Here is a 23,169-nt window from a genome sequence, read left to right as displayed (position 1 = left end):
TGTTGTCGTTGGCGGCGTCATCCTTGGTGCGGGGGCAACTGCCTCAGGACGAGCCTGCGGAGTACGACACAACGCCCTTAGCCGAGTACCCGTGGAATCCGACGATGCCGCGCGACGTCGGGAAGGACGAAGTCACACCGGCCGATTGGGTGGGGCCCGATGGCATCATCTATCCCAACTGGACGTGGGCAGGCGTCCATATCGGTGAGCCAGGCGATCGCAAGCCGGGCATCCCAGTGATCGGTGAAGCCACGGTGACCTTCCCGGGAAGTCTGACTGGCGCCCAAAACGGTGAGGCTTTCACCACGGCGCTGGTCGAGGCGGTCGAACGGTGCGGACGGGAGGGCGGCGGGGTGATCCAGATCCCCGCGGGAACCTACGTGCTCACCCGGCCGATCATGGTCCGGCACAGCCGCGTGGTCATTCGCGGGGCCGGCCGCGGCAAGGCAGCTGAGATGGGCGGACGGGATGACGCCCATGAGACGAGGATCCTTTTCGACTTTGCGTACGGCGTGGATGGTGAGCCGGCGGTGAAGGTCCTCAGTTTTCCGCTGCACGAACGGATCACCCGAGAGTCACAGGTCTGCTTTTACGCTCAGGCATTTAGCCCGAAAGCCAGCTTCACCGCGCAGACGGCCAACGGGAAGCAGAGCCACATCAACCGCTTTGAAATCACGATCCGCGTCGACGGCAAAGAGCCGTTCCGGTACGGGTTCGCACGCAATGCAAAGGACGGTGCCCCTTACGACGTCGTGGAGCGGTTCTCCCCGACGGGGCCCGTCAACGCGGTCGCGATCTCTGGCGAAAAGCTCAGGGACCTGCTCGCAGGGGCAGAACGGGTATCGTTTGAGACGAAGGTGGTGTGGGTATGGAAGGACGGTTCGGGACCCGATGCGCCTGAGGTGGAGGACGAGGCATTCAGCCCGCCCGTGTCTTTCTCATGCAAGGATTTCGACGAGATGTCCCCGCCGGGCATGAAGGGCATGAGCGACGGGCCCAACACCGCGGCGATCCACTTCATTGGCGATCGGCACACCCACAAGGCGCAACGCACCACGCCCGTCCGCGACGCCCGACGGGGCGATACATCGATCGAGATGAAGCTCAACAGCCTGGAAGGCGCCGTCGCCGCCGGCTTCAAGCCTGGCGGGGCCGTGCGGATGTTCGTCTATCAATCAACGCCCTTCGCGCAAATGATCGAGCGCGATGGCGGTGGGGCGACCGACCGTGATCAGGACGTCACTATCAAGGCCTTACGCCTCTCGGAACAAGGCAACGTCATCATTGATATCGAGCAACCGTTGCAGCTGGACTTCCCCGTCAACGAAGGACAGGTAGACACGTGGGATATGGAACTGGGCCGGTACGTGCGAACGGGTAATCAGTCGAGCTTTCTGACCACCTATCTGCCAGTCGAGGAGTGCGGCGTCGAAGATCTCGTCCTTGAGCAGGCGCGCCGGATCTGGTTTGACGGGATCAACATGTCGTCGGCGATGAACTGCTGGATGAGGAACGTGCGCGTCGAGCGCGCGGGCCGGAACCCCGCGTCGCTCGCGGGGCTGATGAACGAAATTCGCGATTGCGAGTTCGTCGACCCGGTCTGGGCCAACAACACCGGCGGGGGGTCGGGGTACTTCAGCAGCAGCACGCTCCTGCTGGTCGACAATATCTACACGCGAAACTGTCGTCATTCGCCGAACTTCAGCGGGACCGGCAGCGTTGTTCGTAACAGCCGGTTCTTCTCGAGCGATGCGCAATGGCACATGGGCTGGGGCCGCGCGCATTTGCTGGAGAACTGCGAAGTCGATGCGCTTCAGGGAACCGGGTCCTACGGCTACGGCGTATTCGCGCAGCGGAACATCGCCGACATCCACGGGCCCGGGATGGGCCCGCGCAACTGCCTCTACAACAACGACGTTGCCGGTGAGGCGGGTGGCATCTTCCTGGGCGGCAAGACGGAGATCCCCCTGGTCCTCCACAACCGCGTGCGATCGTCGGAGGGGCCCGCGTTGATCCTGCGCTACCACGTGTTCAACGGCATCTTCCTGGGGAACGTGTTTGTGGTGCAGAATCGGTTCGAGCCCGCCGTCTTATTCGGTGATTCCGATATCGAGCACTCTCGTCTAGCAACAGCTGCGGGCGGAACCCAACCGAAGACGCACAAGGGGCTAGGGACCGCTAACGTCGGCAACGATTTCCTCTTTAACACCATCTATGGCGGTAACGGCAAGCAGGCGGATGGCAGCTACCGCTTGGATCATGCTCGCTCCTCCTGGCGACGCGTCGCGGGCAACAAGGTTCTTCCCTGGGAAGCGAACCCGCCCCGCCCGCAACCCGCGATGGCGTCCGTCTTCGAGACGCAGCGATCGCACCCGGAAGGGTTTGCCGGCCGCCTCGCGGCCGGCCGTCCGATGTACCCGGGCGATCACGGAACGGATGACGAAACGAACGTTCGCGACGACGGGCAACTGGTGCTCCAGGTCAACTTCGGTGAACTGCGCGACGGGCAGAAGGATGACCCGATGCAATGGCACGGGGAGGAACCCGGAAAGAACTGGAACATCGATACGGGCGCGCCTTTCGGCAATCAGGCAGCCGGGTCGACAGCGCCCGTTCGGTTCGGATGGGTCGGTGGGCGACCGGCTGTTTACCAAGAGGCGGACTGGAGCGATCCGGACGTCCGTTATCGAACGCTCGCGAGTTGGGGCGAGTCCGACGGCAATGACCTGCGGCCATACGGGAAATGGGACAAGAATCGAGACATGTCATGGCAGGCTGAGTTGAAGCCGGGGCGCTACAATGTCTTCCTCGCTGTCGGTTCCCCGCGCAAGCCGGAGCGGTTCACCTGGCCGGACGAACGTCCGCTGCCGTTTATTCAAGTGAACGATGTTCTGCTCAATGGAACGTTATTAAAGGATCCGGGGCAATCCGATGTGCGGCGAGACGCCTACTGGACAACGGTCGACGTGGGCACCGACCGCAGATTGGTCCTGAAGCCGGCCCCGTCGGCCATAACGCCGCGGGTGGCGTTCATTCAGATTTACCGCGAGGCATCGAAGTAGTAGGCGCAAGTCCGCCTGAGGTTGTGAGGGGGTCGCCGATGCTACGCGCGCCCGCCGCCCGTGAACCGGCCGACGCGCTTGGACCAGAACTTCGCCATCGGCCGACCTTTCCCGATTGCGGCGGTGGACGATCGAAAGCCAATTCGACCTGCTGTCTCCCGCCACATGCAGTAGTGTGTCTCCAACGCCGGGCGACGTGCCTGGCGCACCAGTTGGACCGACGCGAAAGGATCGGGGAACCTTCTTCGGTCGCTCCAAAAGACCGCCGACTGCACTATCGACCTCCAGCTTGGCGTCAATTTGTCAGGTCATTTGCAGATGTACCACATCTACGCGATGCTGGAATGCGCGGAGGCTGGCGCTGAAACGGCACCAAAGCTCGCGACAGAATATCGTCATGCTGTCGTGGCGCGACGTGGACCGACGGGACATTTGGGAAGGGAATGGCGATGAAGATCCAAAAGGCGCTGATTACAGCTGCGGGCTCGAGCCAGCGGGCGCTGCCCCTGCAGCGGCTCGTCGATCGCGACGGGGTGGAGAAGGCGGCGTTGCAGGTGATTGTGGAGGAAGTCCTTGCGGCCGGCGTGGAGCGAGTGGGCGTGGTGGTCTGCCCCGGCGACGAGAAGCCCTACGCCACCGCCGCCGGGCCGCACGCGGGCCGGTTGACGTTCGTCGAGCAGGCCAACCCGCGTGGGTACGGTGACGCCCTGTTGCGCGGCGAGGCGTTCGTCGCTGGCGAGCCGTTCGTGCATCTGGTGTCCGACCATTTGTACGTCAGCGCCGGCGACGGGGCACACGCCCGCTGCGCCCAAGAGCTGGTGGCCGCCGCCGAGGCTAACGATTGCGCGGTGTCGGCGGTGCAGTCGACGCGCGAGAGCGCCCTTCCGTTGTACGGCGCGATCGGTGGCCATCGCGTCGCCCAGCAGCAGCGCCTGTACGAGGTCGAGACCGTCCTGGAAAAGCCCACGCCCACGCAGGCCGAGCAGCGCCTCACAGTGCCGGGGCTGCGCGGCGGGCACTACCTGTGCTTCTTCGGCATGCACGTGCTGACGCCGGCGGTCATGACGATCCTCCGTAATCAACGGGAGGCGGCGCCGCAGGGCGAGATGATCTCATTGTCGCCGGCGCTGGCCGAACTGGCGCGACGCGAGCGGTACCTGGCGCTGGAGATCGCGGGGCTGCGATACAACATCGGTGTGACCTACGGCACGTTGAACGCGCAGCTCGCGCTGGCCATGGCGGGCAAGGATCGCGAGGAAGTGCTGGCGCAGCTCGTCGAACTCCTGGCGACCCAGAAGGCTCCGCGGCCGGCCTAGCGATGTCGATCGTGAGCGCATGGCCAGGCCGTTTTCTCTCGACCTGTTCTCGTCTGTGGTACCGCAGGACGTTTCCCGATGAATCGACCCAACCTGATCCACGTCATCACTTCTGAGAAGGCCGAGGTTCGCGACCAGTCGCTGCTTGGGCTGCTGGAACACGCGACCGTCGACGACCTGTTGCAGCACGCCAGCGAACTGGACGCGTTTCGGCGGACGAGCACGAACCTGTACCAGCAGGTGCGCGCGCTGTTCTTCCTCTACTCGATCTATCGCTACGTGCTGCCGGCACGTCTGCCTTCCTCGGGCGCGGCCGGATCGATCCCGTACGCCGGTTACCAGCAGTTGCTCAACCGCCGGTTCGAGGAGGCGATCGAGACGTTCGTGGGCGCGCAGGCGGCCAACGGTCCCAGCGACCAGCTCGCCTCGGCACTGGCGGCGGCGTACAAGGACCTTGGGTTCCAAACGCTGGCGAACCAAGTGCGGCGCAGCGTGCGGTCGGTGCGCGGCAACCAGTGGATGTTCCGCATCACGCACCCGCTCGACCAGCCGCTGCGCGTGCGCCCGGAACTGCTTTCGACAGATCCCGCCACTGGACTTTTCCCGCTCCTCATGGAACAGACGCCGGTGCGCATGGACCTCACGCACTCGGCGTGGTCGGACATCTTCTTCCTCGGCATGGATTACCCCAGCGGGGCCAAGGTGCTCAACGTCTCGATCGACCTCGCCGTCCACGGCCGCGATGCCGCGACCACGCCACCGGTCGAGGCGTACTTCCGCGTGATCGACGAGCCGGTCCTGCGCCTCGTCAGCGTCGACCTCAACGCCAGCGCCGACGTACGGTCGCTTGCCGAGGTGTTCGATTTCGCCCGCGATTACCTGGGCCTGCTGAAGGCGGCCGTCATTGCGTCGGGCATCGTGCCGCCAGGATTGGAGGGGTCGGAGCAAAGCCTGGAGGATCTGCTTGCGCGACTGACGGGCAAGCCCGGCCACGGGCTGGAGATCTGCTCGAAGATCAACGACATCCCCAAGGGCTCGCGCCTGGCCGTCAGCACGAATCTGCTGGCGGGATTGATCAGCGCCTGCATGCGCGCGACGGGACAGACGCAGCGATTGCAAGGCGGTTTGGATGAGGACGAACGCCGTATCGTCGCCGCCCGCGCTATCCTGGGCGAGTGGATCGGGGGCTCGGGTGGTGGCTGGCAGGACAGTGGTGGCGTGTGGCCGGGCATCAAGCTGATCGCCGGCGCTACTGCCAGCGAAGGCGATCCCGAGTTTGGCACGTCGCGCGGGCAACTGCTGCCACGCCACACGATCCTCGACCGGGCCGCGGCGCCCGATTCGGCCCGCGCGGCGCTGCAGGACTCGCTCGTGCTGGTCCACGGTGGCATGGCGCAGAACGTCGGGCCCATCCTGGAGATGGTGTCGGAAAAGTACCTGCTGCGCGCCAGCAAGGAATCGGAGGCCCGCCAGCAGGCGCTGGGCGTGCTCGACCGCATCCTGAACGACCTGAAACGCGGCGACATCAAGGATCTTGCCGCCGCCACCACGTACAATTTTTTCGGCCCGTTGCAGACGATCATCCCGTGGGCCAGCACCTACTACACCGAACAGATCATCACCCGCGTGAAGGCGGCGCTAAACGACGACTTCTGGGGCTTCTGGATGCTGGGCGGCATGAGCGGTGGCGGCATGGGCTTCATCGTCGCGCCGCACCGCAAGGCCGAAGCCCAGCTGCTGCTGCAGCAGACGATGAGCGGCCTGAAGCGCGAGCTGCGCAACGCGTTGCCGTTCGCGATGGAGCCGGTCGTCTACGACTTCACGATCAACGAGCGCGGCACGTGGGGCACGCTGCGCACCGGCGAGGCCGCGATGATGCCGCCGGCGTACTATGCACTGGTCGTGCCCCCGGCCCTGCGGCGCGACGTGCGCTCGCTGTCGCCGGCGCAACGCGCCGAACTCGAACGCTTTGGCCAAGCAACGCAGAACGACCCCGCGATGACGCGCACGGTCGACAGCGTCTTCCATCGCATGATCCCACAGGCCGCCCGCGCCGCATCCGACCGCGGGCGGTCGCTATCGGAGATCCTGGACGGCCTGGGTTTCGACCGGCAGGAACACGAGTACGTGCGCAGTGAACTGCGCGCCGGGCGCATTGGCCTGTCGCAGAACCGCCTGTCGTCGACGACGCAGATCACGGACGTCACCAGCGACGACGTGGTCGATTTGCGCGGCGGCAGCGCCGCCGACGGCAAGCAAGCCGCGCTGGGTCGCGCGGCGCTGGCGGCGGGGGAGGTGGCGGTCATCTCGCTGGCAGCGGGCGTCGGGTCTCGCTGGACGCAGGGTGCGGGCGTCGTGAAGGCACTGCACCCATTCTGCAAGCTCGCCGGCCGACACCGTACGTTCGTGGAGGCCCACTTGGCCAAGAGCCGCCGCACGGGTCGCGCCGCGGGCGTGCCGCTGCCGCACGTCATGACTACCAGTTGGCTCACGCACGGCGCGATCGCCGACTGGTTGAAGGCGGTCGACAACTACGGCTACGCGGGTCCGATCCTACTGTCGCCGGGGCGCGCTGTCGGGCTGCGCATGGTGCCGATGGTGCGCGATTTGCGCTTTCAGTGGGAAGAGGTCTCACATCAGGTGCTGGACGTGCAGAAGCAGAAGATGCGCGACAGCGTCCACGCCGCGCTCATCAACTGGGCCCAGACCGCCGGTGAGGGCGCCGACTACACCGACAACCTGCCCGCCCAGTGCCTGCACCCGGTCGGCCACTGGTACGAGGTGCCCAACATGCTGCGCAACGGCGTGCTGGCGCAACTGCTGACCGAACGCCCGCAGTTGAAGCACCTGATGTTGCACAACATCGACACGCTCGGCGCCGACGCCGACCCCGCGATGCTCGGCGCGCACATCGCGCGCGGCAGCTGCGTCAGCTTCGAGGTCATCAGCCGTCGCCTGGAGGATCGCGGCGGCGGCCTGGCACGCGTGAACGGTCGGCCTCGCCTGCTGGAAGGGCTGGCGATGCCGCGGGAAGAGGACGAGTTCGCGCTGTCGTACTACAACTCGAACACCACCTGGATCGACATCAACCAGTTGCTGGCGCAGTTCAACCTGACGCGCGCCGACCTTGCGAACGCCGACAAGGTTGCCGACGCCGTGCGCACGTTGGCGGCCCGCATGCCGACGTACGTTACGCTGAAGGACGTGAAGAAGCGGTGGGGCCACGGCCAGGAGGACGTGTTCCCGGTCGCGCAGTTCGAAAAGCTTTGGGGCGACATGACCGCGCTGCCGGGTGTGTCGAGCAGCTTCCTCGTCGTCGACCGCAAGCGCGGGCAGCAACTGAAGGACCAGGCCCAGCTCGACAGCTGGTACCAGGAGGGCGGTGCCGACCATCTGAACGCGATCTGCGATTGGGCGTGACGTTGTACGGCCACGCGTCGAGACGAATGCGCTGGCTCACGTTACTCACGGCGGTAGGTCAGGCATTGCCAACGCTATCTTAACCTCTGGCCGTCCCATGACCGTTGGCGAACGAGATGTTGCTGGCCGCGTTATCCAATGGAATGAAGTTGGCACGGGTTCGTCCTGAAGCTAGTCTTTCACCAGCCGGCAGAATCCTCTGCCGCCCCACCTCGTTTAGCGGAGGCTTTGCATGCTCGGTCGTTCAGCTCTCCTTGGTTGCGCCGCTCTGCAGATCGCTTTCTGCGCCACGGCGGTGGCACAACAGACACGGTTCTCCTGGCAACAGCCTCACGCGACGGTCAAAGCAACGGGCGACCTCGAATGGGCGCCGCAGCCGTTCGAGTACAATGCCGGTGAGAGCGTCCGTTACATCGACTTCGACGCCGGTGACGACGCCAACGCCGGCACCAAGGAACAGCCCTGGAAGCATCACCCGTGGGACGGCAACGCCACTGGCAACGCGAAGGCTGCCAGCGGTGTGAATACCTACGTCTTCAAGGGCGGCGTCACCTACCGCGGCACCCTTACCGCCGACGATTCCGGCCAGCCCGACAACCCCATCCGTCTCACCCGCGATCCAGGGTGGGGTGACGGCCCGCCGGTTCTCGCCGGCTCCCGTGCCGTCACCGGTGGCTGGACCCGCGCCACTGCCGACACCGCCGGTGACATCCCCGACCCCACGAAGGTCTGGTATCAGGAGGTCGGCAAGGACGTGACCCCCTACGGTGTTTGGCTTGTCGCAGCCGGTGACAAGATCACACGCCTGCACCTGGCCCGCGACCCCAACTGGACCGTTTCCGACCCTGAGGACGTCAAGAGCGAGTGGTACACCTGGAAGAACAGCACGACCGAAGAGACGACCGACGCCGAGGGCAAGAAGGAATCCCGTGCCTGGGCCATCGATCCTGATCGTCTGAAGGACAAGGATCCCGACGCATTCAAGGGCGGCACCATCTGGACCGAGTACGTCAGCGTCATGGGCCAGCCCTATCCTGCGCTAATCGAGGCGTACGACCCCGAAAAGAGCGCGATCAAGGTCGGCGGGCCGTGGGGCGACGCTGCTAATTACAAGCCGATTTGGATGAACCGCTACTACCTCGAGAACCTCCCTCGGTTCCTCGACACGCCCGGTGAATATTGGTTCGACCAGCAGGCGGGTCGGCTCTTCGTCCGCCTGCCTGGCGACGCCGACCCGAACGCCGCTCGCCTTGAGCTCGCCGATCGCACGACGCAGATCGACATCCGCAACCAGAGCCACATCCATATCAGCGGGCTGGCCTTCCGCTTCGGTAACGTCGTGGCGACTCATGAGCGTTGGTGGGCAATGCCCGAGATCGATCCGGCCGGAGTGAAAATCCTAGGCAATTGCAACGACATCACGGTTGCCAATTGCAGTTTCGAGCACGTGCCCCAGCCGATCTGGGCAAAGGCCATCGGCGAAGGGGACACCCTCGACAATCTCAACGTCACCGATAACGACATCGCCCACACCGACTACGGCGGGATCGAGATCACCAGTGGCGGTGGACGCGAGAAGCCCACCGGCGTCCTCAACCGCGTCAACGTCCTCCGCAACCGCATGTTTGAGACCGGCATGCGCCCGCGCCGTGCTGCTCAGGGCCATACGCTGACCGTGGAGTTCGCCCGCGTCGGTGAGATTGCGGGAAACATCCTGCACCGCACCGGTGGCGCCGGGCTGTTCATCTTCGGCGGCAAGGGCGGTGGCGCTACGTTCGACGTGCCACTCTCACGCGTGCTCGTGCATCACAACAAGGTGACCGACTCGCTGCTCTGGACCAACGACTACGGTGGCATCGAAACCTGGCAGGGCGGGACGTTCTACGTCTACAACAACATCTCCGGCAACCCCAACGGCTACTGGCACTTCGGCCACCAAGGCAGCAAGGATAAGCCCAAGGAGGAGATCAACCACGCGTCGGCCCGGTTTGGCTTCGCGTTCTACTTCGACGGGTCGTTCAAGAATTACGTGTTCAACAACATCGCCTGGGGCAAGAGCAACGAGCTGGGACACCCGCACGCCGCCACCACCGCGTTCCACGAGGTGATCGGCTTCCTCAACACGTTCGCCAACAACACCGCCTACCGCTTCGTCGCCAGCGTGCGACGTCAGGCCCCGCAGGGCGGACGTGGGGCGTACATCGGCAACGTGTTCGACGACGCGACCGAGGTCTTCTTCCGTCACGCCGACATCGACAAGCCGCAGGACGTTAACATGGAGCGCGCGACGGCAGACCCCGATGCGGCAGCGAGCACGCTGGCGTACTCCAACAATGTCTTCTTCGGTAAGCCGCGGTTTTTCGGCTACTTCGACAAGGCCAATGTCCACCGCACGCTTGAAGGCTTCCGTAGTGCCCTCGAGAACGCCGGCGCCGTCGCCAGCCAAACCGGCTGGACGACCGACGATCAGCCGTTGATGGACCCCGCCAACTTCGACTTCCGCCCCGCCGACGGATCCGTGGCGATCGACAAGGGCGTTAAGATCTTCGCGCCGTGGGCTTTGTCCCGCACGGTCGGCGAGTGGCACTTCCGCCGGCACAACGCCGACCCGAGCGTGATCCTCGGCGACCACTGGTTCATGACCGCTGACTACACGGACCGCGAAACGTACCGCAAGCTCCCCCGCAACGACCTCAAAGGCGTCAACCTCACGGCCGACAGCTATGTCGAAGGCCCACTGGAGGATTGGGTATCCGGCGCACTGAAGCTCAACGGCACCGACCAGCACGCGACACTGCCATCCGACACCGCGACATCGCCGGGCCAATCGCTGGACGTGGGCAACGACAGCTTCGTCGTCGAAGCGTACGTTCGCGCTGCAGCCAACTCCGACGCCGCGACTCTCGTCGCCAAGCGCCAGCCCAACGCCGTCGGGTACGAGGTCTCACTCGCCGCCGGGCTCGTCAATGTCACCCTGCGCGGTACCGGCGATGCCTCAGCCGATATCACCGGCACGCGAAACGTAAGCGATGGCCAATGGCATCACGTCCTGGTCGAAGTGGATCGGTCCGCCGGCGTAATGCGGCTCTACTGCGACGGCCAGAAAGACGGTGAAGCGAAGTTCGACACCGCCGAAGTCGGCTCGATCGACAACCCGGCCGATTTCGTCGTCGGCCGCGGCTTTGCCGGCGAGATCGAGTACGTTCGCGTCGCAAAGGGGACCCTCGCTGAGGCTCACACGACTATCGACGAACTCTACACTTGGCAATTCGATGGCCCATTCCTCCGGGATTTCACCGGCCGCCAACCCACTGCCAAGCGGGACGCCGGTGCACTAGAAAGGTAGCGTCCGCCGTTAGCCGTTTATTTTCAGGTCTGACGGTGGATCGTGTCGCCATTCCAGTCAGATCATGGTGGGGCGGGAAAGCACCCTCACCCGATCAGACTGACCGATGTGGGATTCGGGCATAGCCGAGAAGTCAGAGGGGTTCGATGGACGTCGCGACAGCACTTTTGATCATCCTGAGCCACGCCGGCTACTGGGTCGGCGGACAGGTACAGACGGTTGAATTTCGCTGGGGGTTGAATGCCCCAATGCCGACGGCGCTCGTACGTTGGGACCTGTCGGCAGCCGGTACGACGCTGGTCGAAGGCGAAGCAATCCTACCGGCTGGCAAGGCGAAGGTGACGTTGCGCGTACCAACAGTTCGCCAACCGATCGCCGCAAAATTTCGCTTTCGGGCTAGCATGGTCGACGGTGGCCGGGAACTACTTGCAGGTGAACAAGCGGTACAACTTCACCCGAACAACCTCGGCGATCTTGCGGCGTTGACGGCGGACCGGCCATTGCTAGTCGTCGATGCGCCAGACAAGCTGCCCGCGATTCTCACGGCGTACAATGCGACTTTCGATCAGTTCGAGTCCATTGGAAAATTGGTGGCGGCGAAGCAGCAAACGATCGTTGTCGGGCAAGATCGTTTGTCTGCCGATGATCGGGCAGCGTCGGTACTAACGGCCTTGGCCGATCGGGGCGCAAGTATCGGCATCCTACGTCGTCCCCCCAGCGCATCATCCTCTCCTTTTTCAGGCACTTTGGCCGGCCCGTACACGGAACGGGAGCTGAAAACAGACGCGGTAATGCAGATGTTCTACAGCCAGTTCCACGGCTTGGTGCTGATGGATCGCAAAGACGCGTCGCTGGTAGAAGTTAATCTGGAAGCGTCACCACAGGCTCGTTAATGCAGGCGCTGCGTCGGTGCTATTTCCTGACGGAAAAAGAGCCCCCGCGGCTCGGGAATGCACGCGTGGGTCGCCGGCCAGGGAGGGAGTTTCGGCCCACGTTCACCGTTTCGGCCGTTCGCTCCGCTGAACTTTCGGCCTCTTCGCTCTAGTTCCGGCTGCCCGTGGTCCGTTCGCAGCCTCATCGAGGGCGGATCAGCGGCCCATACTTGATGCGCGGCTGCGCCGGCGGCAGTCGGTGGGGGTGAGGCCGGTCTCGCGGTGAAAAGTTTCGGAGAGCTGTTGGGCCGACGAAAATCCTGCCGCGGCGGCGACGTCGCCAATGGAAAGGTCGCTCGTCAGCAGGAGGCGCCGCGCACGCTCGACTTGTAGCCGCCGCACCTCCGCCGCGGGTGTGCGTCCGATGACTGCCTTGAATCGTTCGTCCAACGTTTTGCGCGACACCCCCAGTCGGGCGGCGATCGTCTCAACCTTGATGATGACGGTCTCCGGATCGCGCACCTGTTGAAGGGCGGCGGCGACGAGGCGGTCGCTGATGACCATGTGGTCGCTGGAGCGGCGGACGATCAGTTCGCCAGGCTCAACGAGCGTAAGCTGGGGGACCGGCCCGTCGCCGGCGATCAGGCGTGACAGGAGCGTGGCGGCCGTGTATCCGATGCGGTCCGTGTGCTGCCCGAGCGACGTGAGCGCAGGCACGCACGATTCGAAGACGACGTCGTTGTCGTCCACGCCAACCACGGCAAGGTCCTCAGGCACGCGAAGGCCCACGCGGGCCGCAGCGGCAATCGCCTCGACGCCGAGGTGGTCGGTTGAGGCCATCACCGCGGCCGGCCCACCGCCACCGCGTCGGATGAAGGCATCGAGGTAACGATCGAGCCGCCGACTGTCCGGGGCAAAGCTGGGGGACAACGTCGGCGTGGCCGCAAAGCGATGGCATTCGACGCCCGCGGCGACCGCAGCGGCGCGAAAGCCGTGCCAACGCTGGCGGCCGAACCACGTGAACCTGCGGTAGTCCAGGAATCCCAGTCGGCGGTAGCCCTGATCGAGCAGATGACGCGCGATCTCGCGTCCGATGCGCACGTCGTCGCTCAGCACACGCGGGGCCGGGAACTGCCGCGCGACGCCCGTCACGCAGACGCACGGCAACCCGAGGCTTATCGCTAGGTCGAGCACAGGGCCTTCGGCGCCGATCACCCCCGCGATCGAAAAGGCGGCGCTGTTACGGAGGATGCCAGCGGAATCGTCAGCCGGCTCGGGGAGCACCACGTGTCGGAAGCGGGCCGGGCCTGCCGTGAACTCAGCGATGCCTCGTAAGATCCCGCGGTCATACGACCAGCGCGGATAGACCGCCACCGCGATCATCGGCACCGGCGCGTTCAACGGCCGGCCTGCCACCAACTTGCCTTCGTACGGGGGCTTACGACCGGGGCGGCGGACATGATCGACGTGAGCAGCATGGCGGAGATCACGCGGCATGTACAACCTCCGAGCGACAAGCCAGATACGACGTTCTCCGCGCCCTCTCGATTCGCAGTGGCTGCGTTTCCAAAAAACCGAAACGCTTTACCAAAGCTCACATTGGGAGGGGGACAATTCGTGTGATACTATCCTATTAGACCGTAATTTTACCCCATTTTCGTCTAATTGTGAGCCCCGAGATTGGCCCGCTTGGCCACGTCTCCTCATCGTCTCTCGACCGAGTTCAATCCTGATCGGCGTGTCGCAAACGGACAATTCCGATGCGCGCGGGACGCGTGCGCATTTGCCAAATCTTGCACGGAGGATTATCAGAATGGCCCTGCCGAAAATTGCTTCGAACGTCGAACGTTCAACTTCCGATGTCCCTGCTTCGTCGTGCTCGTCGCGTCGTCCGCTGAGGCGTCCCACACGGCGCGGTCGTGCCGTCATCGTTGAAGCATGCGAGTCGCGCGTTCTGTTCGCGGCCGCCTATGGTGGCACGCCGGTCCCGATTCCGCACGTGGGCAGCACCATCGTGCAGGCGGAGAACTTCGACACCGGGGGTCAGGGCAACGCGTACAACGACACGACCGCCAGTAACCTCGGTGGACAGTACCGCACGGGTGAGGCCGTCGACCTCTACTCCACCAACGACGCCGGTGGCGGCTACAAGGTGGGCTCGATCGCCGCGGGGGAGTGGCTTGGGTATACGATTAATCCCGAAGCGGCGCATCGCTACGACATCACCGTCCGCGTCGCGTCGTCGGCATCGGTCGGCACTTACGGCGGTCACCTTCATCTGGAGTTCGGGCCGCAAAGTCAGATCGGTGGGGCGGGGGTCACGCGCAGCGGCCTGTTCGTCGTGAAGGGGACCGGTTCGTCCGACACGTTCGCCGATGTCACCATCAAGGGGATCATGCTGCCGGCTGGCACACAGTGGATGCGGCTCGTGGCGGACACGGGAAACTTCGACGCCAACCACGTGCGCATCGCGCCCGCCGGGCATTCTCACAACGCGGCGCACGAGAGCGACCACAACGCGATCCTCGATCTCGTGCCGACCGGCACCGCGACCCACGTCGCGATCCGCTCGGGCGATTGGACCAACCCCACCACCTGGCTCAACGGTGTTGTCCCCGCCGCCGGCGCAAGAGCGTGGGTGCCGAACGGGCAGGTCGTCACCTACAACGTCGCGTCCAACCCGGTGCGGCTCAACACATTGCGCGTCGATGGGGTCTTGAACTTCGCGACCGCGCAGAACACGCACCTGCTCGTCGACACGTTCGTCGTCGCCGAGGCCGGCACGCTGAACATCGGCACGGCCGCCAATCCGGTCAACGCAGCCAATACCGCGCTGATCCAGTTCTCCTCGGGCACCGCCATCGACTTCAATGTCGACCGCTCGGCCATCTCGCGCGGCCTGATCGTCGAGGGAATTGCCAACATCCACGGCGCCAACAAGACCGACCGCGTCACCCTTGGCAACGTCTCGGCCGGCGCCACGTCCCTTACGTTCGAGCAAGACCTGACCGGATGGCGCGTCGGCGACCGCATCGTGCTGACCGGCACGAGCTACAACGCCAACGGCTCCGACGCCGACAACTCGCGATTCCGCGACGAGGTGCTGACGATCCAATCGATCAGCGGCCGCACGATCACCTTCACCAACCAGGACGGTGGCGGCAACGCGCTCCGGTTTGCCCACAGCGTGCCCGCCGGCTACGGATTCAAGGTGCACGCCGGGAACCTGACGCGCAACGTCACGTTCGAGACGGAGAACTGGCGGCTCGCCACCACGGCCGACAACCGGCGCGGCCACACGATGTTCACTGGTCCGGCGAGCGTGAACGTCAACAACGCCTCGTTCTACGGCCTGGGGCGCACCAGCAAGGACGTGCGCGTGACCGACCCCGACAAGTCCGGCTCCGGCGCCACCTACAACAACGCGCGCGGCCGTTACGCGGTGCACATGCACCACCTGTCCAACAACACCCCGGCGGGCATCGCTGCAGTCGTCGACGGGTGCGTCGTCGAAAACTCTTCAGGCTGGGGCTACGCGCTGCACTCGTCCAAGGGCAACTTTAACTCCAACGTCTCCTACGACGTCTTGGGCGCCCACTTCATGACCGAAGAGGGCACCGAACTGGGCAGCTTCACGAACAATCTTGCCATCAAGGCCCGCGGGTCGAACGCCTCGGACATTGGCAGCGGCAACGGCCGCACGTACGAGCCCAATGCCCCCGGTGGGCGCGCAGGCAACCATGATTTCGGCAGCTTCGGCAACGGGATCTGGTTACAAGGGGGGGGCCTGTTCGTCACCGACGGGAACGTCGTCGCCTCTGCTGCCGGCCCGGCGTTCGAGGTGTACGGCGACGCCGACGACGTCCACAACAGCCGTAACCCCATCAACCCCGACCAAATTGCCGACCTTACGCTGCGCAACAGCCTCGTTACCGCCTATGGGGCCAACAACATCAAGGCGTGGCACGTGCCCTGGCAGTCGTTCAGCAACAACACGGCATCCAACTCCTACAGCGGGTTCCAGTACGGCTGGCAGCTGCGCGAGGCGATCGGCCCGCGCAGTCCGGTGCGCAACGTGCTGGACAACTTTAAGTCGTGGGGCACCTACGGCTCGATCTCGCAGATCGGCGGGTCGGTCCGCTCCGGGTCGGCCGTCAGCTTTGTCTATGCGGGCTTCCTGTCCGTCACCAACAGCACGCTCGTCGGCACGTCGACCGGCGTCGCCGACCCGACATCGTCGACCCAAAAGGTCCGCATCGGCATCGACGTCAACTACAACCCGCGCAGCATCCGCATCGAGAACACCACCGTCGTTGGCTTCGACCAAGGCGTGTTGATTCCCTTTGACGGCGACCAGGAGGTCGGCCGACCCCCGGTCTTCCGCGACAGCTGGATCAGCGGTGGCAGCTTCAACAATCGCGTGAACATCCTGCCCGGCGAGCGGCTCGACCCCAACAACAGCTTCCAGCCCGTGCCGAACCCGATCTACTCGTACCTGGAACTGCGCAACAACCCAAGCTTCACCGTGCAGGGCAGCAACACGCTGCCGACCGCGACGTTCACCAGCGCCGCCAGCGACGGGCTCACCGTTCGTTTCGACGGCTCCGGCTCCAGCGATGTCGACGCCGCCACGACGGCCGGTAACCGCATCGCCGCCTACGGGTGGGACTTCGACAACAACGGCACCATCGATGCGTGGGGCGAGAAGCCCACGCACACCTTCACCTCGGCCGGTGCCAAGGTGGTGCGGTTGACCGTGTGGGACAACAAGGGGGCAACCAACTCGATCAACCAATCCGTCAGCGTGGCGGCCGGGCAGGTGAACGCGCTAACCAACGGTGATTTCTCGTCGTCGATGATGCGGCAGACCGGATACCACCCTTTGAGCACCAAGTTGCTGACCGATGGATCGCCCGCTTGGTACACCTTCGATGGTGGAACCGCATTCGTCCGCCAGTCCGACGGTACGCTTCAGGCCACGACCAACAACACGTCGTACGGCGCGTTCCAGTTGGTTCGCAACGACAAGGCCAATCGCGGCTCGCAGACCGTGCGTTTCGACTACCGCAACACCGAGGGTGGCGGGGCGGAGAACCGCCTTCGCATGCTGGTGTACGGCGTGAACGCCAGCGGCTCGCCGTACTTCGACTTCAACCGCAACGATTGGTACACCCCCAACGGCGTCGTGTTCCCCCGGCAGTTCGGGTCGTTCCCGTTCGCCGCCACCACGCTCTACGACAGTGGCGACGTCGCGACCGCAAACACCGGGTGGACCAACCACTCGGTCACCCGCGACTTCGGCGGTGGGTATGAATTCCTCATCGTCCGGTTCGAGCGCGACGGCGTCGGGTCCGGCGATCTGGTGTCGATCGACAACGTCTCCATCGCCTCGTCGACGACCACGCCAAATCCCACCGCCCCGGCCGCACCGTCCAACCTGGCCGCGACCGCAACGTCGGCCAGCCAGATCAACCTGACCTGGAACGACAACTCGGGCAATGAGACCGGGTTCATCATCGAGCGAAGCACGAGCAGTTCGTTCGCCTCGCCGACGGCCATCACGGTCGGCGCCAACGTGACCAGCTATGCGAATACCGGGCTTTCGGCTGCAACGCCGTACTACTATCGCGTGCGAGCGACGAACGCCGCCGGCAGCTCGGCCAACAGCGCAATGGCCAGCGCCACGACGCAACCCGCCACGAACGGAACGGCCACCGTGACATTCTCGGGGCCGGTCGCGACCGACGGCACCTACACCGAGGGCAACTACAAGTTCTTCAACCGTGGGTCCTTGCCGTACAACGGCTCGGCCAACCTGACGATCGAGTCGGGCGGCGGCTCGCAGGTCGTCCGCACGCAGGACTGGGGCCAGCGGCTCGAGGCACGGCGCGGCGATAATGGGGGCTTCACGCTCACCTCGTTCCAAGTTCGCAGGGTCTACAGCACCAACACCGTCATCGACATCGTCGGCAAGAAGGTGGGCAGCACGCAGACGGTCACCCGTGCCGTCGACGTCACGTCCGACACGCTGACCACCATCACGCTCGACGCCACGTGGTCGGACCTTGAATACGTCTGGTTCACCCCGCGCAACATCGGTTCGGGCGCCGCTTATGCCCATTACGACAACTTCGCGTTCGGCGCCTCCGCTCCGCCCGCGCCCAGTGGCACGGGCCTGAGCGCGACGTACTACGACAACATGGACTTTACCGGTGCGACGGTGACGCGCATCGACGGGCCGATCAATTTTGACTGGGGGAACGGCTCGCCGGCGACCGAGATCGGGCTGGATACGTACAGCGCCCGGTGGACGGGTGAGGTGCAGGCCGAGGAGGCCGGTAACTACGTGTTCCGCATTACCGGGGACGACGGCATCCGCCTGTACGTCAACGAGCAGCTGGTCGCCAGCGGATGGATCAATCAAGCCCCCACGAGTTACGACTCGGCCGCCATCAGCTTCGGCGCAGGCGAGAAGAAGTCGATCCGCATGGAGTACTACGAGAACACCGGCGGGGCGGTCGCCCGCCTGCTGTGGCAACGCCCGGGACAGACGACGTTCCAAGCCATACCTGCCGCGCAACTCTACGCCGACGGAGGCACGGCAATCACCGCAAGCGTCGCCCCGGTCATTGCCAATCGGGCGACCGGTGGCACCGCCACCGCGAGCGGGCAGAACGTGTCGGCCAACGAGGGCGCGGCACAAGCCTTCGACGGCACCACGGCGACCAAGTGGCTCACGTTCTCGCCGACCGGATGGCTTCAGTACCAGTTCGCCAACGACGCCGCGCGAACGGTACGGCAATACATCGTACGCAGTGGAAACGATGCGCCGACGCGCGACCCGAGGAACTGGACGTTGCTCGGCTCGAACGATAACTCGTCTTGGTCGACCCTCGATAGCCGGTCAAATCAGACGTGGCCCGCCCGCCTGGCCGGCAACATGTACACCGTTGCCACGCCCGGTGCGTACAAGTTTTACCGGCTGAACGTCACTGCCAACAGTGGCGACGGTATGCTCCAACTTTCAGAGCTCGAACTGCTGGCCTGACGCAGACGGTCGCACTTCACCTTGGGACGAAAGCGCGCTCGTGGTACCGGCCGCCCCGACGAACGTCGGGGCGGCTGCACGTTCGCTGCCCGAGGTTGGACGTGCGCCAGGGCGGGCCGTACGCCTCGGCCGCGGAACCGCGGTCGCCGGACTCGATCACCTGCACCGCCACGCGGGTCGACCCGCGAGTGGCGTACCTCGAGCCGCCGCACGGCGTGGTGGGATTCCTCCACGGCATGGTGTACGACTTCCTCATCGCGCGGGTGCCGCTGGCCGCGCCGCTAGTAGTGGCGGCGGTACCGCTGCTGGTGTGGGCACAGTCCCGCCGGGGGCTCCAGCGCCGGGCAGGGGCCAGCCTCTGCCCCGCCTGCGGCTACGACCTCCGGGCGGCGCCCGAGCGGTGCCTGGAGTGCGGAGGGTGGCATCAGAACCAGACGCCAGCGCGTAAAAATGCCGCCGGCTGCAAAAGGAGGAGGGGGCCTGGTAGCTTAGCAGAGGGGCGGGGGACAGGGGTAGTTATAGTGTCGCTCTCGATCGTGACGCTCGGCCGAAGCGCGGGCTGTTCGGACTATGCGGGCAAAAATGATTTGGATTGATTCCCGGAGAACACAGAGGTGGATCTTCGATTGCTAATCGCTTGTGGATCCGTCGCCGCCACGTTACACATCAATACGTAGAACTTTGATGAGTTGCGACGTATGGGACCTGGGATCAAGCCGTACGTTGGGGAATCTCCAAAATGACAAATTATTCCAAGCGGTGCGGAACTGCGCAGCCGGTACGCCCATGGGTCGAGGGGCTCGAAGCGCGGCAGATGCTGTCGGTTAGCATGATCGATACGATCAGCGACTTCAATCGATCGTCCGACGCGTCCACGCCGGTCGTTATCAATGGTAAGCGCCTGATGAGCGCCGACGACGGTCTGCACGGCGAGGAACTGTGGGCCGTTGACGCAGCCGGGGCATCGACGCGCCTCACGGACTTGCTCGGAAACGGTCAGACCCATCGTTTCGGCCAGTTGGCTGCCCTGGATGAGGGTACGGCGCTATTCGCTGTTCAAAGCAGTGAACGCATTATACTTTGGCGGACGGACGGCACGGTCAACGGTACGGCTCAACTGCGATCTTTCGAACACGTTGGAAACAGCAAGCCCCCGCAGCTTACGGTGATCGGTAACCGCGCGTTCTTCATCGCCGGCGATGCCCCAACAGGCGTCGAAGTCTGGATCTCCGACGGCACCGTTGAGGGTACGAGGATCACGCTCGACAGGGTGCCGGGTCCGGGCGGATATGGCCTGCAGCCGATGGGTGTCGCGCGGGGCAAGTTTATATTCGCCAACGTCGGTGCCGTGCCCGCCCTCAAGCCCCTCTACGTGTCCGATGGCACGGCGAACGGGACGGTGCCACTGGGCGGAGCGACGGTCATGGTGCCCAGTTGGACCACTCCGTCGGTCGTCGAAATGTCCAACGGGACGCTGTTGTTCCAAGGTCGGTTGGCGTCCGGATCGGTTACAACGTTGTTGCGCACCGACGGCACGCCTGCCGGTACAACTGAATTAGTTGGTGGGTCGGTAGCGGTTCAGCCACGGGGTCGCATGGCGAGCCTGGGCGATTACGCCTATTTCTTTGGGCACTCACCGAACGGGGGTGGAACCTCGTTGTGGAGGACCGACGGGACCCTCGCCGGCACGACGAGTGCGTTCGACCTTTACGGTGTAAGCTTTGAAACCCTGATTGCCACGGCGGGCAAACTGTACCTCACGGCCGGTGGCGTACTGTACGTCACCGATCCGGCGATGCAGTCCCTGAAGGCAATCGACACGAGTCATTCCGGCGATGGCCAGAAGTTCGCAACGCCGCTGGGCCTGATGATCGTCACTGGAAATGACGCGAGCGAGGTCGTCAGCCTCGTTTCTCCGATTGATGACTCGGTGACGGTACTGGTTCGAAGCACGATTCCGCGTCACAGTCATTCTAACTTTGCGGCGCCCGTATCCAGCCATGGGGGCTTGGTCTACTTCTCGCACCACAGCGCGGCGGCGGGCCGCGAGACCTGGGTGACCGATGGCGCCATCAGCGGTACGCGGATCCTGGCCGATATAAACGTGCTGAAGATCCCCAGCTACCCGAAGGACGCCGTTCGCCTCGGCGACGCATCCATCCTGATCGCCGACGATGGCGTCCACGGTTACGAGCTGTGGCGCGTCGATGCATCTGGCGCATCGCTGCTGAGCGACACCGTGCCCGGTCCGGCCGACGGGGTCGTTTCCAGGGCGGGCGTCTACAACACCCACACGACCGCGCTGACGACCGTCGGCGACTATGCCTATTTCCGCGTCAACACGCCAACGGGCATCAGCGCGCTCTGGGTAACCGACGGCACCAAGGCGGGTACGAAGCCCGTGCCGCTTCTCGATGCCGGCATCATGTCCGATCATGAGGTCTACGGCGGCCTGAATGACGCGTACTACGCGGTAGGCCAGTCAACCGTAACGGGTGCTCAGGTTCTGTTCCGCGCCATCGGCCCGGACGTCTCCATCGTCTTCACCTTTCCACAAGGTACGACGGTGTCGGACAACATGGAGTTCTACGCTCTGGGCGACGAGTTGTACTTCATCCGACGCGGGTCAAGTTCGACCACGCAGATCTGGAAGACGAATGGGACGACCGCCGGCACCATGCCCGTCGCAGCCGTCGGCGCCACGACGCATTTTTTCACGGTTGTGGCCCGTGGATTGGTACGGGCGAATGGCAGTGTGTTTTTCCTGGCCAACGTGGATGGCGGCGTGCGCTTGTTCAAGATGAGCGGTGACGCCGGCGACACGCCCGTCGACTTGGGCGTGGTGGCTTTCGACGTGAAGGACAAGTTCGGCACGTACGGGCTGGTCTCGATCGGCGACCGCGTCCTGTACATGGCACAATCGGAGGCGGGCGCGCCGTTCACCCTGTGGTCGAGCGACGGCAGGGCGGCGGGCACGGCCTCGATTTCCGCGGCAACGCCGGTCGAATCCTATGGCCCGTCCCTGCTCACGGTGATGAACGGCCGCGCGTATTACAACGTCGCGATATCCAACGTCGAACGCAGACTGTGGTCGAGCGACGGCACGGCCGCCGGCACCCAACTCGTTACCGACCGAGGCGGCAGCCCCCTTTTCCTTTATGCAAGCGGCGACGCGCTGTACTTCGTAGGGGAATCACCTGACCGGGGAGAGGAGATGTGGCGCACGGACGGTACCGACGCGGGGACGATGGTCTCCGACGAGATCTACGCCGGCCGCAACGGGCTCTCGATCGTTTACAAGCATCACGTCTCCAACGGGTGGATCTACCTCGAAGCGTTCACCCCGGAGTCGAGAACAACGGAGTTCTACGCCTACGCGCCGGGTCCGGTGCCTCCGGTGGCTAAAGCCAACGGTTCGTACACCGTGACCGAAGGGCAACCACTGATCCTATCGTCGGCCGGATCGTCCACCGACGCCGTGCTGGAGTGGGACCTGAATTACAACGGTTTCGATTTTCGCCCGACCTATACAGGCTCATCTCCCTCGCTCGGCAACCCGGAGGGTCCGGCATCGCGCACGGTGGCGCTGCGGGCGACGCGCAACGGCGCGACGTCGTTCGACACTGCGACGGTTACCGTGGCCAATGCCAACCCGACAGCCACGTTTGGGACGGCCGCGCCCGTGACGCTGGGCAGCAGTACTACTGTGTCGTTTGCGAACGCCAGCGATCCGTCGTCAGTTGACGTCGCGGCGGGGTTCCGTTACTCGTTCGACTTCAACAACGACGGCGACTTCACCGACGCCGACGAAGTCGCGGATTCGACCAGCGAGGTCGCCTCGTTCACCTACGCAGCAGCCGGGTCCTTCACCGTGCGCGGCCGCATCTCGGACAAGGATGGCGGGTACACGGACTACACGACGGCCGTAACGCTCAACCCGGCCACGCCTCCGCCGACCACATCAGTCGTCCTGCAGGCGGAGGACGCGACGCTGGGTGGCGGGACGGCCAAGTCCTCGCAGCACGCCGGCTACACCGGCAGCGGCTACGCGGACTTCGCCGGCAGCGGCTCGTCGGCCCAGTGGACCGTCACCCGCACCGCCGCC

At 64.6% G+C, this 23,169-nt stretch carries 9 protein-coding genes; 7 read left to right on the top strand and 2 right to left on the bottom strand.

The window, feature by feature from the left end; all coding sequences use genetic code 11:
- Positions 1–104 precede the first annotated feature (104 nt).
- The 5 genes from VGN72_02880 to VGN72_02860 all read left to right on the top strand — a co-directional run bounded on the left by VGN72_02880 (position 105) and on the right by VGN72_02860 (position 12,037).
- Positions 105–3,062: a hypothetical protein gene (locus VGN72_02880; GenBank protein ID HEV7298281.1), complete on the top strand. Its 2,958-nt coding sequence runs from the start codon at positions 105–107 to the stop codon at positions 3,060–3,062.
- 449 nt (positions 3,063–3,511) lie between these two features.
- Positions 3,512–4,378, top strand: a complete 867-nt coding sequence (locus VGN72_02875) for a sugar phosphate nucleotidyltransferase (GenBank protein ID HEV7298280.1) — start codon at positions 3,512–3,514, stop codon at positions 4,376–4,378.
- Positions 4,379–4,456: 78 nt separating this feature from the next.
- The gene (locus VGN72_02870; GenBank protein HEV7298279.1) at positions 4,457–7,798 is read left to right on the top strand and encodes a UTP--glucose-1-phosphate uridylyltransferase; all 3,342 of its coding nucleotides are present in this window, start codon (positions 4,457–4,459) and stop codon (positions 7,796–7,798) included.
- 295 nt (positions 7,799–8,093) lie between these two features.
- Entirely contained in the window at positions 8,094–11,144 is a 3,051-nt protein-coding gene (locus VGN72_02865) for a LamG-like jellyroll fold domain-containing protein (protein ID HEV7298278.1), read from the top strand.
- Positions 11,145–11,290: 146 nt separating this feature from the next.
- Entirely contained in the window at positions 11,291–12,037 is a 747-nt protein-coding gene (locus VGN72_02860; GenBank protein HEV7298277.1) for a hypothetical protein, read from the top strand.
- A gap of 195 nt (positions 12,038–12,232) precedes the next feature.
- Here VGN72_02860 and VGN72_02855 read toward each other — a convergent pair whose 3' ends face one another.
- Positions 12,233–13,513, bottom strand: coding sequence for a substrate-binding domain-containing protein (locus tag VGN72_02855; protein ID HEV7298276.1), 1,281 nt, complete (start codon positions 13,511–13,513; stop codon positions 12,233–12,235).
- A 502-nt stretch (positions 13,514–14,015) separates the two neighbouring features.
- Between VGN72_02855 and VGN72_02850 the strand changes: the two genes are divergently transcribed.
- Positions 14,016–19,064, top strand: coding sequence for a PA14 domain-containing protein (locus VGN72_02850; protein ID HEV7298275.1), 5,049 nt, complete (start codon positions 14,016–14,018; stop codon positions 19,062–19,064).
- Positions 19,065–19,080: 16 nt separating this feature from the next.
- Here the strand turns inward: VGN72_02850 and VGN72_02845 are convergent, their stop codons facing one another.
- On the bottom strand, positions 19,081–19,302 hold the full coding sequence (locus tag VGN72_02845) for a hypothetical protein (protein HEV7298274.1): 222 nt from the start codon (positions 19,300–19,302) through the stop codon (positions 19,081–19,083).
- Between the two features lie 576 nt (positions 19,303–19,878).
- On the opposite strand from VGN72_02845, the gene VGN72_02840 reads away from it, so the two are divergent.
- Positions 19,879–23,169: hypothetical protein (locus VGN72_02840; protein ID HEV7298273.1), on the top strand; the 3,291-nt coding region annotated here is incomplete at its 3' end.

The sequence above is a fragment of the Tepidisphaeraceae bacterium genome, from assembly GCA_035998445.1.
In the GTDB taxonomy this organism is placed as follows: Bacteria; Planctomycetota; Phycisphaerae; order Tepidisphaerales; family Tepidisphaeraceae; genus DASYHQ01.
This window is presented reverse-complemented; position numbering and strand designations above follow the sequence as displayed.